The 13,218-nt window shown below is 59.9% G+C and carries 16 protein-coding genes; 6 read left to right on the top strand and 10 right to left on the bottom strand.

Annotation, left to right across the window (positions count from 1 at the left end):
- Positions 1 to 6 precede the first annotated feature (6 nt).
- Together KP701_RS02955 and radC are read left to right on the top strand one after the other, a co-directional pair.
- The gene (locus tag KP701_RS02955; protein WP_215745640.1) at positions 7 to 696 is read left to right on the top strand and encodes a RadC family protein; all 690 of its coding nucleotides are present in this window, start codon (positions 7 to 9) and stop codon (positions 694 to 696) included.
- A 1-nt stretch (position 697) separates the two neighbouring features.
- Complete coding sequence (gene radC / locus KP701_RS02950; protein WP_252345350.1) at positions 698 to 1,453, top strand: RadC family protein; 756 nt, start codon at positions 698 to 700, stop codon at positions 1,451 to 1,453.
- On the opposite strand, the gene KP701_RS02945 is transcribed toward radC, so the two are convergent.
- The 6 genes from KP701_RS02945 to rpmE all read right to left on the bottom strand — a co-directional run bounded on the left by KP701_RS02945 (position 1,404) and on the right by rpmE (position 5,093).
- Complete coding sequence (locus KP701_RS02945; protein ID WP_215745639.1) at positions 1,404 to 2,579, bottom strand: 5-(carboxyamino)imidazole ribonucleotide synthase; 1,176 nt, start codon at positions 2,577 to 2,579, stop codon at positions 1,404 to 1,406. The two genes, radC and KP701_RS02945, sit on opposite strands and share 50 nt — an antisense overlap.
- A complete protein-coding gene (gene purE, locus KP701_RS02940) occupies positions 2,576 to 3,100 on the bottom strand; it encodes a 5-(carboxyamino)imidazole ribonucleotide mutase (protein WP_215745638.1) in 525 nt (174 codons plus the stop codon). The genes KP701_RS02945 and purE overlap by 4 nt, the downstream gene beginning before the upstream one ends.
- Positions 3,101 to 3,301 carry a YdcH family protein gene (locus tag KP701_RS02935; protein WP_011253895.1) on the bottom strand — a complete coding sequence of 67 codons (201 nt, stop codon included), beginning with the start codon at positions 3,299 to 3,301 and terminating at the stop codon, positions 3,101 to 3,103.
- Between the two features lie 151 nt (positions 3,302 to 3,452).
- Positions 3,453 to 4,037: a DUF1013 domain-containing protein gene (locus KP701_RS02930; RefSeq protein WP_011253896.1), complete on the bottom strand. Its 585-nt coding sequence runs from the start codon at positions 4,035 to 4,037 to the stop codon at positions 3,453 to 3,455.
- Between the two features lie 212 nt (positions 4,038 to 4,249).
- Positions 4,250 to 4,708: an Hsp20 family protein gene (locus KP701_RS02925; RefSeq protein ID WP_371818875.1), complete on the bottom strand. Its 459-nt coding sequence runs from the start codon at positions 4,706 to 4,708 to the stop codon at positions 4,250 to 4,252.
- Between the two features lie 157 nt (positions 4,709 to 4,865).
- Positions 4,866 to 5,093: a 50S ribosomal protein L31 gene (gene rpmE, locus KP701_RS02920; RefSeq protein ID WP_062028708.1), complete on the bottom strand. Its 228-nt coding sequence runs from the start codon at positions 5,091 to 5,093 to the stop codon at positions 4,866 to 4,868.
- Positions 5,094 to 5,282: 189 nt separating this feature from the next.
- Here rpmE and mscL point away from each other — a divergent pair, with 189 nt between their 5' ends.
- Entirely contained in the window at positions 5,283 to 5,741 is a 459-nt protein-coding gene (gene mscL / locus KP701_RS02915; protein WP_215745637.1) for a large-conductance mechanosensitive channel protein MscL, read from the top strand.
- Positions 5,741 to 6,133, top strand: a complete 393-nt coding sequence (locus KP701_RS02910) for a hypothetical protein (RefSeq protein ID WP_215745636.1) — start codon at positions 5,741 to 5,743, stop codon at positions 6,131 to 6,133. Before mscL ends, KP701_RS02910 begins: the two co-directional genes overlap by 1 nt.
- Positions 6,134 to 6,169: 36 nt before the next feature.
- On the opposite strand, the gene secF is transcribed toward KP701_RS02910, so the two are convergent.
- Both secF and secD read right to left on the bottom strand, forming a co-directional pair.
- Complete coding sequence (secF, locus tag KP701_RS02905) at positions 6,170 to 7,108, bottom strand: protein translocase subunit SecF (protein WP_215745635.1); 939 nt, start codon at positions 7,106 to 7,108, stop codon at positions 6,170 to 6,172.
- A gap of 5 nt (positions 7,109 to 7,113) precedes the next feature.
- Entirely contained in the window at positions 7,114 to 8,655 is a 1,542-nt protein-coding gene (secD, locus tag KP701_RS02900) for a protein translocase subunit SecD (RefSeq protein WP_215745683.1), read from the bottom strand.
- 159 nt (positions 8,656 to 8,814) lie between these two features.
- On the opposite strand from secD, the gene KP701_RS02895 reads away from it, so the two are divergent.
- Positions 8,815 to 9,810: a Gfo/Idh/MocA family protein gene (locus tag KP701_RS02895; protein WP_215745634.1), complete on the top strand. Its 996-nt coding sequence runs from the start codon at positions 8,815 to 8,817 to the stop codon at positions 9,808 to 9,810.
- Positions 9,811 to 9,825: 15 nt separating this feature from the next.
- Here KP701_RS02895 and KP701_RS02890 read toward each other — a convergent pair whose 3' ends face one another.
- Both KP701_RS02890 and KP701_RS02885 read right to left on the bottom strand, forming a co-directional pair.
- Positions 9,826 to 11,634 (bottom strand): ABC-F family ATP-binding cassette domain-containing protein, encoded by a 1,809-nt coding sequence (locus tag KP701_RS02890; protein ID WP_215745633.1) that lies wholly within the window; start codon positions 11,632 to 11,634, stop codon positions 9,826 to 9,828.
- Between the two features lie 61 nt (positions 11,635 to 11,695).
- Positions 11,696 to 12,436: a response regulator gene (locus KP701_RS02885; protein WP_215745632.1), complete on the bottom strand. Its 741-nt coding sequence runs from the start codon at positions 12,434 to 12,436 to the stop codon at positions 11,696 to 11,698.
- A 222-nt stretch (positions 12,437 to 12,658) separates the two neighbouring features.
- On the opposite strand from KP701_RS02885, the gene KP701_RS02880 reads away from it, so the two are divergent.
- On the top strand, positions 12,659 to 13,177 hold the full coding sequence (locus KP701_RS02880) for a sigma-70 family RNA polymerase sigma factor (protein WP_252345363.1): 519 nt from the start codon (positions 12,659 to 12,661) through the stop codon (positions 13,175 to 13,177).
- The last annotated feature ends 41 nt before the right edge of the window (positions 13,178 to 13,218 follow it).

Genomic DNA, 13,218 nt, shown 5'->3' with positions numbered 1-13,218 from the left:
ACCGTCATGGCCAACACCTATCCCCGGATCGATCTGACACGCGGCACAGGACCTCAGGGGCACCGCGCCAGAATGCGCGCCCGCGTGCTGGCCAATGGTGCCCACACGCTCGCCGATTACGAGATCCTTGAAATGCTGCTCTTCGCAGGTGTTCCGCGCAAGGACACGAAACCGCTTGCCAAAGGACTGATCTCCCATTTCGGCAGCCTAGTGAACGTTTTCCGCGCACCCACGCAGGCCCTGCGCACCGCGGGTCTGAAAGATGATGCCATCCGGGTCCTGCGTCTCCCCGGTGTGGCAGCCGAACGTCTGGCGTCTTCTGAACAGCGTGAACGTCCGACACTGAGCAACTGGGAACAGCTCACAGCCTATCTCGAACAGGCGCTGGAGGGTGGTGTTCCAGGACAGTTCCGGCTGCTCTATCTCGACAACCGCAACCGTCTTCTCGCGGATGAAACCGCGGCCGAGGCTGACAGTCTTGCCGAACGCAACCGCGCCATCGCCATCCGGGCCCTCGCACTGCACGCAACGGCCCTGATCGGTTTCCATATCAGCCCCACGGAGCGTCCGGCCGATCTGTCACAATCGGCACGGCAGCTCGATTTCGCGATGCGCCCCCTGTCCATCATGCTTCATGATGTACTCATTGCAGGGGACGGGCGCCCGTCCAGCCTGCGTCAGGAAGGGCTGCTGTAAGATGGACGACGGGAATGCCGAAACAACCGGATTTTCTGACAGCATGACAGGCCTGTCGTCGGCCGACCTGCGACAGATCACGGCACTGACGGATACTCTTCCAGAAATAGAGCCGCCGCTTGCCCTGCTAACGGGGCGGGGGCGGCATCTCGACGATGCAACTCTGCTGCATCTTTTAACCGTTCTGTTCACCGGACGTGAAACGGGCAGTGCTGAACTGTCGCGCAATCTCTTCGCGCGTTTCGGCTCTCTGGCCACCGTCCTGTCCGCTACGAACAGGGAACTCGAAAGCATCACGGATATGGGCACGCATATGCTGCCCATGATCCGCGTACTTCAGGAAGCGGCGTTACGCTACAATCATGCGCGCCTGCCGCCTGAGGATGTGCTCGACAACGAACAGAAACTTCTCGACTATCTCACGGCCCGTCTGGCGCGGGAGAACATCGAGCAGTTCCGCATCCTGTTTCTCAACGAAAAAAACAGCCTGATCGCCGATGAGGCGCAGGCCAGAGGCACAGTCAATCACACACCCGTCTATCCGCGGGAAGTCGCAAGACGCGCCGTGGAAATCGGCGCGACCGCGCTCGTTCTGGTCCATAACCATCCCAGCGGCGACCCCACGCCCTCAGAAGCCGATCTTCAGATGACCATGCAGGTTCAGGCGGCGCTCGAAGTGGTCGGTGTCACGATCGCAGACCATTTCATCATCGGCAATGGCCGCCACACGAGCTTTCGCCGCAGCAATCTGCTCTGAGGCCTCGGATACGAGGCGGCAGAAGCCCTTCAAGCGCCAGCTCGCCCGGCAGGGCCCCTCGCGGGAAAATAGTGTTCACATGCCCCATCTTCCGGCCCGGACGCGCCTCCGCCTTGCCGTAAAGGTGAAGCGATGCCCCATCCGTCGCGAGAATGGCCGGGACACGCGTCATGTCCTCCGGCCCGATCAGATTGTGCATGACCGCATCGGAATGGCGACGCGCCGGCGGAAGTGGCAGTCCCGCGACGGCACGCACATGCATTTCGAACTGGTCCACCAGACACGCATCCATGGTCCAGTGCCCGGAGTTATGCGGACGAGGAGCAATCTCGTTCACCATGAGGCTGCCATCGGCAGCGTGGAACATCTCCACGCCCATGATCCCGATCAGACCCAGCGCCTCGGCAATGCAGGCTGCCATGTCCTGAGCCTGAAGAGCCAGATCCGGCATGACGCGGGCAGGGGCCAGCGTTACGTCCAGAATGCCATTGCGGTGCCGGTTCTCGACCGTATCGAAACACCGCACGGTCCCGTCCAGACCACGGACTACCATCACGCTGAGCTCACGCTCGAAATCGATCATCTTCTCCGCAACGAGCGGGTAGGGCAGATCCTGTAGAGTTGCGAGGGCCTCGGCATCAGCCACCCGGAATTGACCCTTGCCGTCGTAACCAAAGCGGGTCGTCTTGAGAATAAGCGGAAAACCGAGCGTCTCAAGCCCTGCCAGATCCTCGGGGCCATTAACGGCCCGCCAGGGGGCCAGACTGACGCCGATTTCGGACAGGCGCGTCTTTTCCGCAATCCGGTCCTGACTGATCCGCAGGATCTCGCCCGCTGGTCGCACCGGCCGGTGCTTCTCAAGCAGGGCCAGTCCTTCGGCACTGATATTCTCGAACTCGAAGGTCACGACATCACAGCGCGAGGCAAAATCCTCAAGCGCCGCCGGATCGTCATAGGCTCCGACCGTCACCGACGCCACGACTTCCGTAGCCGGACTTTGTGCCTCAGTGCTCAGAACATGCACATGAAAGCCAAGCTTCGAGGCCGCCACGGCTGACATGCGACCAAGCTGCCCGCCACCGATAATCCCGATCGTACTGCCGGGAGCAAAAACCTGCGCCTTCATTCGACCGGAACATCCGCAACAGCCGCCGTCTGCGTCGCACGCCAGGCATCCAGACGCGCCATGACCTGTTTGTCGGTAACCGACAGGATCGACGCGGCGAGCAGGCCGGCATTGATTGCGCCGGCCTTGCCGATCGCCAGGGTCCCGACAGGAACCCCACCCGGCATCTGCACGATAGAGAGCAGGCTGTCCTGCCCGTTCAGGGCACGGCTCTGCACAGGAACGCCGAGGACAGGAATGCTTGTCCAGGCGGAACACATACCCGGAAGATGCGCCGCACCACCCGCACCGGCGATAATCACATGAAGGCCACGCTGACGGGCTGTTTTGGCATAATCCACAAGACGGTCAGGCGTGCGGTGAGCCGAGACGATCCGCTTTTCGTGGGCAATTCCAAGATCGTCAAGGATCTCGCAGGCATAGCGCATGGTGTCCCAGTCGGACTGGCTTCCCATGATCACACCGACACGGATCGGCATGTCGTCCTGAAGGGTTTCGTCGGCGGAGAGGATCTGGCTCATTCAGGCAATATTATCCGGGATCAGACGAGTCTCGATCCACGAAATCTCATCTTTGAGCTGGAGCTTGCGCTTCTTGAGGCGCTGAAGCTGGAGCTGGTTGAGGGGATGATGGACGAGACGCTCGATGACGGTATCAAGGTCGCGATGCTCGCTGCGCAGTTCGTGCAGACGTTTCAGCATGGCATTGTCGTCAGTCATCATGGCATCCGGTCCCGGAGAACGTTCAGGCGTCGTGGAGAGACTGATTCTTTCCACTCTTTTCATTGCAGTATCATGCCTGACGGGTACCGGGCCAGTGCCCGTCAGGCATTCATCCGAACCAGCCCCTTACAGGCCGGTCCGGACACCGCAATCAGGCATGACTGTCGCTGTCAGGAACATAGGCTTCCACAACGGGAAGCGCATGGCCTTCGCGGGCCAGACGGTCATTGGCAGCCGTAACGGCCGCGTTCAGATCGGTCTGGGTGCACAGGCCGAGAATCACGGGATCACGCGGCTTGATGTTAGCGCTGTTCCAGTGCTGGCGGTCACGGACCTTGGTGATGGTGTCCTTGGTCGTACCAAGCAGCTTGACGATCTGCGCTTCGGAAAGCTGGGGGAACTGGCGCAGGACGAATGCGATGGCATCCGGACGGTCATTGCGCTTGGCCACCGGAGTATAGCGGGCGCCCTTGGCGCGACGCTTCACCGGGCTGGACGTCGGCATGATTTTCAGGCGGGCATTCGTGTCCGCTTCGCAGCGCTTGATTTCCGCTTCGGCGAGCTGATGATTCTTGATCGGGTCATAGCCGTTGATCCCGGCGGCGACTTCACCATCCGCAATCGCCTGGACCTCAAGCGGGTGCATGCCACAGAATTCTGCGATCTGGGTGAAGGTAAGACCGGTTTTCTCGATCAGCCAGACGGCCGTGGCCTTGGGCATCAAAGGCAGGGTCATGTCGGTGCGTTCCTTGCTGGGACACGGATGGAGCCAGCTTCCGCAGGCACCGATCGGGCGTATCCGGCGAGGAACCAATCCCGCCCGGGATATGATCGCGGCACCTGCTGGATGCTCTGCGATAATGGAAACGGGTATGCGGCACCGAAGCCGCGGCGGTCAAGCACCAAAACGGAGCGGGGGTGCTTTTACAGCACTCCCGCTCCAAATGCTCAGGCCGCCTGAACGGTTTCAGCCGGGGCTGCGTGCACGGCTTCAGTCCGCACCGGAATACGGCGCGGTCTTGCAGCTTCCGGGACGAGCTGGCGGACAGCAATGGACAGCAGGCCGTTCACCAGATCCGCACGGTCGATTTCCGTATGATCGGCCAGAACGAAGCGGCGTTCGAACGCACGCGTAGCAATGCCGCGATGCAGCCACTCCCGGTCACGGCTGTTTTCGGGAACACTACCGCGCACGACAAGCGTATTGTCTTCCTGGACAACGTCCACGTCTTCAGGCCGAAAACCCGCAAGGGCCATCGTCAGGACATAGTTCGTCTCGCCGGTTTTTTCGATATTGTAGGGCGGATAGCTTGGAAGGGCCTGGGCGTTGGCAACATTGCCAGCCATGGTGGCCAGTCGGTCAAAACCGATCGCGCTGCGGAACAGCGGTGTAAAATCGTAGGTCACTGAAACCTCCTTCAGGCAGGAATCATCTGGCGCATTTCCCGATATGGCAAAATGCTATGGTCAAACCAACCGCGACCCGAACGGCATCACGGCTGGTTTTCCAGATAGGTTCCGACCCGACCGTCTTCAAGAGGAGACGGCAGGGAGGTGCGCCGAATTACTTCGTGCGCGTACCGATGCCAGCAAAGCGCTTGTTGAACTTTGCGACCTGGCCTCCGGTATCCATCATGCGCTGGACGCCCGTCCAGGCCGGATGGGACTTCGGATCAACGTCAAGACGCAGCGTCGCGCCCGGTTCGCCATAGCACGAATGGGTCTTGTATTCGGTTCCGTCGGTCATGATGACGGTGATCTCGTGGTAGTCGGGATGGATGCCGGATTTCATGAATTTCTACTCCATAAAGAAAGCCCCGATGCCGACCGGGGCGAATCATCAGGCGCATATAACGGAAAGCGCTTCCGGATGAAAGTGGCCTTTACTGGATCGTATGAGTCCGTTTATCCCTTGCAATGAATGCGGGCTCGACTGTCAGGCCTGCGACCGTGCCTGCACGGCTACCGAGAAAGGTTTGATATGAGCGAAACCAAACACAAGCTGCACACCCCGGGCTGGGTCAGCGATTTCCAGAAGTTCATCATGCGTGGCAACGTGCTCGACCTCGCCGTCGGTGTCGTGATCGGTGCTGCATTCAGCGCGATCGTCGGCAGTGCGGTCAAGGACATCCTGACGCCGTTCATCGGTCTGCTCACGGGTGGCGTCGACTTCTCGAACCTGTTCATCACGCTTAAGGGCCCCGTCAAGGATACGCTCGCCGAAGCCCAGAAGGCCGGCGCCGTCACCGTGAATATCGGTGTATTCCTCAATGCCGTGATCCAGTTCCTGATCGTTGCATTTTTCATCTTCTGGCTGACGCGTATCCTCAGCAAACTGAGCCGCAAGCAGGAAGCCGCTCCTGCCGCCCCGCCGGCTCCGACGAAAGAAGAGGTTCTTCTCACGGAAATCCGCGACCTTCTGGCACAGAAAAACTCCTGATGACAGAAACGAAAGCCTCCCGTCGCGCAGTCTGGCGCCCTGCCGTCACACTGTTTGTGATGGGAAGCTTTCTGGCCGGATGCGCGGCACGCCCTGCAATGACAGGACTGCCGCCATCTCCCAATTCGCGGCTTTATGCCTATCTGATCGCCCATGGTATGGCCCGGGGCGCGGTCATGACAGGACAGATCGGCCCTGAAGGACTGTCACAACTGGTGGCTCTGGACAGGGCGGCCCAGCAGGCAACGGTCAATGCCCTGAAGCTGCAAAGCTCTTCAGCCAATCGACAGGCTGATCAGGCACTTTCCAGCCTTCTGGCAGACCTTCCTCAGAAAATACCGCCCATACCCGCCAATCCATCAGAGCAGACACAAAAAAACCGGCTCCCATGAGGGACGCCGGTTTTTTTGTGTCCGAGACAGACCCGATCAGTCTGCTACAACCTCTTTGCGCAGCCGCTTCTCACCCATCAGGAGCAGAAGGGGCGCCGCGATGAAGATGGACGAGGACGTTCCCACCACAATACCGAACAGCATGACCGTCGCAAATCCGGTCAGCGTGCTGCCACCGAACAGGGCGAGCGGCAGAGCAGCGAGGAAGACTGTCATGGATGTGCCCAGCGTGCGGTTCAGGGTCTCGTTAATGGACAGATCCAGAAGCTCCCGCAACGGCATCGTGCGATACTTGCGCAGATTCTCGCGGATTCGGTCATAAACCACCACCTTGTCGTTCGTGGAATAGCCCAGGATCGTGAGAAGGGCGGCAACCATCACAAGATCGAATTCGAAGCGTGTAATGGCCAGAAAACCGACCGTCTTTGTCAGATCGAGAATGAGCGTCACCACCGCACTGATGGCGAACTCGCGTTCGAAACGAACCCAGATATAGATCAGGATCATCGCAAGACTGAAGCCAAGTGCCAGCAGGCCATCGCGGAACAGCTCGGACGAGACCGACGCACCGACGGCATCGGCACGAAGAACCTGTGTCCCGGGCTCGGCGGCCGAAATCGCGCTCTTGACGCCATCAACCAGCTTCTGGGTCTGCACTTCACGATCCGCACCTTCCGGAGCATTGATCGAGATACGGACATCACGCGGCGATCCGAACGCCTGCACGGCATCGGGATGAATGCCGGCATGATCAAGTGCTGCGCGCAGCTTGCCAAAATCGGCAGGGCCCGGGGTCTGGGCTTCGACGATGATGCCACCGCGGAAATCCAGCCCGAGCTTCAGGCCGGGCTGGAAGAACAGGATGACGGAAGCAATGGAGAGGACCGCCGAAACGATCAGCCCCATATGACGGCCGCGCATGAAGTTGATGCGCCGATCGTCACGGACAAAACGGAAAAGGGGACGTGACAGCATGACGATCAGACCGGAAGTTCTTTGGGACGGGCGAGGGCGTACCACCGCACGACCAGAAGGCGTGACAGCAGGAGTGTCGTGAAGAGGGTCGTAACGATACCGATGGTGATCGTCAGGGCGAAGTTGCGGACAGGACCCGTTCCGAACACGAACAGCATGACATGCGCCAGGAACGCCGTGGCGTTACTGTCGATGATGGTGCCGGTTGCACGGTCAAAACCGGCCTGCAGGGCCTGAAGCGGACCACGACCCCGCTTCACTTCTTCACGGATGCGTTCATTGATCAGGATGTTGGCATCCACAGCCATGCCCAGGGTCAGCAGCATACCCGCCATGCCAGGCAGGGTGAGTGTTGCCTGGAACAGCGAGAGGATCGCCACCATCAGGATCAGGTTCGCAAACAGGGCGATATCCGCATACAGGCCGAAACGCCCGTAGAACAGGACCATGAATACAATGACCAGAAGAAGACCGGTCAGCAGACTGATGACACCCGCATGGATGGACGCCGCACCAAGGCTCGGACCAATCGTCCGCTGCTCTACGACCGAAAGCGGAGCAGGGAGGGCACCAGCGCGTAGAAGAAGCGCAAGATCAGACGCACTGCGGGCATCAAAACCACCCGTGATCTGGCCGTTTCCAGCCGTGATCGGGTTAATGATGTTCGGCGCCTCAATGACCTTGTTGTCCAGCACGATCGCAAAGCGCTTGCCGACATTAGCCCGCGTGACGTTCGCAAAAGCCGTTGCACCAGCACTGTTGAGCTGGAACGTCACGGCCCAGCCACCGCTCTGCTGATCGATCACGGCACCCGCATTGGTCAGGTCCGTGCCATCAACATCGACATGATCCTGCACCGCGACCTGCGTGTGAACGCTCTCGTCCTCCAGCATTGTCGAGCCGGGACTTGCAACGCTCGGGTTTGGCGCCAGCAGACGGAAGGTCAGACGGGCTGTCGTGCCGAGAAGGCTCTTGATCCGCTCCGGATCGCTGACGCCCGGAAGCTCCACGACAATCCGGTCGTCACCTTCACGCGCAATGCTCGGATCAATCGCACCCGTTGCGTCGATACGGCGACGGACGATTTCGATCGACTGTGCCACGGCTTCGCGCGCACGGGCCAGCATCGCCTCATGTTGAAGCGTCAGGACGATGCGTCCGTCCTTTTCAGACGTCGTGAACTCGTTCGGCACCACCGGCGGCAGGGACTGCATGGCCTTGAGCGCGGCATCACGTTCGGCGTCCGAACGGGGCATGAAGCTCAGGCTGGCCGTTGCATCGTCGCGGACAAAATCGCGATATCCCAGAGACCGGTCCAGAAGCGTCTGGCGTGCCTGATCCTGGAGGGACTGCAGGCGGTCATGCTCAAGGGATTTCAGATCGAGCTGAAGGAGAAGGTAGGACCCACCCCGCAGATCGAGCCCCAGATGAATCTGCCGCCAGGGCAGGGAGGGTGCGGGAGAACGCAGAAAATTGGGCAGACACAGGAGCACGCCAATCAGGCAGATGCCTGCGACGCCCAGCAGTCTGAGCCGGCTGTAATACATCATATCAGGTCGAGACGTCCTCGGCGGATTTGGACAGATCGTTTTTCAGATCATTTTCAGGCCGGGACCATGCCGTTTCCGCCATGCCGATGCAACCTTTTGCCTGTTTGACGCCCCACTGCCTTTCCGGGAAACACCGCGCCTGATAAGCCTGTCAGCATGAATACAGCGCAACAGCTTCGGGTCGGCATCGTCGGGGCCGGCCATTTCGGACGGTTTCATGCCCTCAAGTCCGCCGCAAACCCGGCCGAACAGCTTGTGGCGCTTTATGACCCTGATCCGGCCCGTGCGGCGATCGTGGCGCGTGAAGCTCGTTGCGGAATTGCCACAAGTTATGAAAATCTTCTGGAGCAGGTGGATGCCGTCATCATCGCCGCACCAGCGGAGTATCACTTTCGCCTGACAAGCCAGGCCCTTAGAGCGGGGCGACATGCCCTGGTCGAGAAGCCCATCGCAGCCACGCTGGACGAAGCCCACGCCCTTGCCGACCTTGCCAGAGAGACTGGGAAGGTCCTTCAGGTCGGCCATCTGCTGCGCTACTCGGCGGAACATCAGGCCATTACAGAACGGATCAAGGCGCCTCTTTATATCGAAGCCACCCGTATTGCGCCCTACAAGCCGCGAGGAACGGACGTATCAGTCATTCTGGATCTCATGATCCATGATCTCGATCTCGTTCTGGCAATCGTGGACAGCCCGATTGCGGAAATCGATGCCTTGGGGGCTGCCGTTTCAAGCGCGCATGAAGATATCGCCAACGCCCGGGTACGGTTCGAAAACGGTTGCGTAGCCACCATTACAGCCAGTCGGATTTCCCTGAAAACTGAACGGCGTATGCGTCTTTTCTCACAGGATGGATATCTTTCCGCCGATTTCATGGAGCGCAAGCTGAGCTTCATTGGGCGTGAGCGTGGTATGCCTCTTCCGGGCACAGGCGGTTTCAGGCGGGAAGCCATAAGCTGGAAAGACCACGACAATCTGGCCGTGGAACATGAAGCCTTTGCCGCTTCCTGCCTTCACGGCGCACCGGTACTGGTCGATGCGCAGGCCGGGATCAGAGCGCTCGATGCCGCCATCCGGGTGACGGACAGCATCCGGAAATCACGACAGATCATGGAACTTTCTGGCCTGATCCCCGCCTCAGATAAGAACTAAGAGAATTCCTTCAACTTACTGATTTTCAAGAAGTTCTTTCTTCATTTCCAGTTCAAGCCATTGCTCTTCCGACTGGGTCAGATCCCGCTCGGCGGCTTCCAGAAGCTGGGTCGTCTTCTCGAATCTGGCAGGATCCCGGCCATACAGACCCGGATCCGCCAGAACATCCCGATAGCTCTGTATCTTCTTTTCCAGATCAGCCATCTTCTGCGGAAGAAGATCCAGCGCCCGCTTGTCATTATAGCTAAGTTTTTTCGGCTTCTTATCTGTTTTTAAAGCAGATTTTGGGGCGATGTCTTCCGTTTCCGGGGAAGATGCCTCCCGCCCTGCCGGCACATCCCCGCGCTGGATCAGCATATCCGAGTACCCCCCGGCATATTCGATCCAGTCTCCGCCGCCGTCCGATACCAGAACCGAACTTGCGACCCGGTCAAGGAAATCACGGTCATGGCTGACCAGCAGAACCGTGCCCGCATAATCGGCCAGCATGTCCTGAAGGAGATCCAGCGTCTCGAGGTCGAGATCGTTGGTCGGTTCGTCCAGCACCATGAGGCTGGATGGCTTGGCCAAAGCACAGGCCAGCGCCAGGCGGCCCCGTTCCCCGCCGGACAGCTTCCCCACAGGCGTACGGGCCTGTTCCGGGCGGAACAGGAAGTCTTTCATATAGCCGATCACGTGACGCTTCTCGTCGCCGACCTGCACCATATCCCCACTACCACCGGCAAGGGTTTCGGCAAGGGTCTTGGCCGGATCGAGACTTTCCCGCTGCTGGTCCAATGTGACCATGGCCACGGATGGCCCCATTTTCACGGTACCGGACTGCGGCTCCATTTTACCGGTCAGCAGGCGCAGAAGCGTGGTCTTACCCGCGCCGTTAGCGCCCACCAGACCGAGCCGGTCACCGCGCAGGATCCGCAGATCGAGATCCCGGACGATGGCCCGATCGTCATAGGCCCAGTTCACACCTTCCGCTGCGATCGTAATCTTGCCCGCACTTTCGGCGTCTGTGGCTGCCATGCGGAGCGTACCCTTGCCCCGTGACGCAAGTTCCTTGCGCTGCGCCCGCAGTGCCGCCAGTTCCCCCACACGCCGCACATTGCGCTTACGCCGCGCCGTGACGCCGTAAATCATCCAGTCTTCTTCGCGCGCAATCTGGCGATCCAGCTTGTGTGCATCACGCTCCTGCTGTTCCAGCACCTCGTCACGCCAGGCCTCATAGCGTGCAAATCCCTGATCCAGCCGACGCGTCACGCCATTTTCCAGCCAGACAACGCTCCGGGACAGGGTCTCAAGCAGGCGTCGGTCATGGCTGATGACGATCATCGCACAGCGACAGGCAGAGAGCTCTTTCTCAAGCCACGTGATGGAGGGCAGATCCAGATGGTTGGTCGGTTCATCCAGAAGCAGAAGATCGGGCTCCGCCGCAAGCGCTCGGGCGAGGGCGCAGCGGCGCACTTCACCACCTGAAAGGTTCTGGCAGCTTTCCTCACCCGTCATCCCGAGTTCGGCCAGCATGGAGCGCGCCCGGTAGGTCTCGGTCTCATCAAGCCCTTCGGACGCATAATCGAAGGTGGTGGCGTAACGGGAAAGATCCGGCTCCTGAGCCAGATAATGAACCTTGATTCCCGGCTGAACGAAACGCGTTCCGGAATCCGCCACGATATCGCCCGAGGCGATCTTCAGCAGCGTGGATTTTCCGGAACCGTTACGTCCGACCAGACAGATCCGCTCACCAGGCAAAACGCCCAGTTCCGCGCCATCCAACAGGGGACGTCCGCCGAGAGTATAGGTAATGTTCTGCAGGGAGAGAATGGGTGCCGACATGGTTCCCTATGTGTCGCAGCAGGACGCCCGCCGCAAGCCACCTCCGCACCGAATCATACTCTCAGACAGGCGTGACACCACCTGTAACAGCCTGATAGGTAGCCACAGCCAGCGTCATCGGCTCGAAGGGCTTCGTGATGACGAAGGACGGTTCCTGCGTCTCACCCGTCAGCAGACGCTCCGGATAGGCAGTTACAAAAATAACCGGCGCTTCATGGGTCCGCAGAATGCGCCCGACGGCCTGCATGCCGTCACCGCCGCCGCCGAGATTGATGTCCGCAAGAATGAGTCCGGGCTTGGTTTTCGCAGCCAGGGCAACCGCATCAGCCTCCGTATGGGCAACCCCGGCGATCCTGTGCCCACAGCGCTCAACCAGATCCTGAATGTCCATGGCGATGATGGGCTCATCTTCGATGATCAGCACACTTGTCTGCGCAATGCCCTGAAGGCCTTCGCGCGCCTTGTTCAGTTCGGCCGCGGCCTCTTCGTCAGTAATGCTCAGGGCCTGCGCACTGGACGAAAGGGACTGCTCCTCAAGAGAAGTCAGCAACAGAAGCGCGCGCTGCCGCAGCGGCATGCCCACAGTGGCATCCTTGCCGTGGCGCTGCATGAAAGCGTTCACAAGCAGACCATACAAAGCCTGCCGTGCGGACAGATCGCTCCCGGAGGGACTTTCCACCAGCTCCTTCAGGGCCACGGCCACAAGCTGATCGCCCGCTTTCTGGTCACCGACCAGAGCACGGGCAAAGCGGCGGGCATAGGGAAGCGCCTTGACGAGTTCCTGACGTGTCAGATCAGTCATGTGTCCATGGCCTCCTGAAAAGATATCTGCCGACGCATCCCGAATGGAATGCATCTCGTTATGAAGGTTGAATAGTCATGACACGATGCCCAATCTCCGTATAGTCTTCGTGGCCGCCCCGGTCGCATGCGATGTCGCGTGAAGGATCTTCTTCTGAGCACACCCTTGCCCGCGGGCCAGCAGCGCGACCCGTCTCCCCAGAAAGGCAGCTTTCACCGCGGCCTGCTCCAGACCCTTCCGGATCTACGGGGTTTCGCGCGTTTTCTGACTCGCGATCCTGCGGCGGCGGATGATCTGGTGCAGGACACGATTGTCCGCGCACTGGCCTCCCAGGAGCAGTTCCAGCAGGGAACGGTCCTCAAAGCCTGGCTGTTCACAATACAGAGAAATGCCTTCTACGAGCAGACGCGCCGTCGCAGCCGCGAGCAGGAAATCATGCTCGACATCGAGCAGGACATGCAGCCTTCCACGGCTGCACCGTCACGCCAGAATGCCCGCGATGCCGTTCAGGACCTGGGAGAACTGCTGTGGAAGCTGCCCGATCTGTTGCGGGAGGCCCTGATTCTCGTGGGAGCACAGGAACTGTCCTATGAAGATGCCGCCCGCGTCTGCGATGTGCCCGCCGGAACGATGAGGGCCCGTGTTTCCCGTGCCCGAGCCCAGCTCGCCGAGCTTGCGACAAAAAATACCGAACCTCCGGAAACGGAATCCGAAAAAAAATATCACCTGATTTTTTCCTGATTTCCGCGGGCTCCAGCCTGTCTTTTCCTTTTTTCGGGAAA

The organism is Gluconobacter sp. P1C6_b (assembly GCF_018811945.1).
In the GTDB taxonomy this organism is placed as follows: Bacteria; Pseudomonadota; Alphaproteobacteria; order Acetobacterales; family Acetobacteraceae; genus Gluconobacter.
The sequence above is the reverse complement of the archived record's forward strand: the minus strand, read 5'-3'. Positions and strand labels throughout refer to the sequence as shown.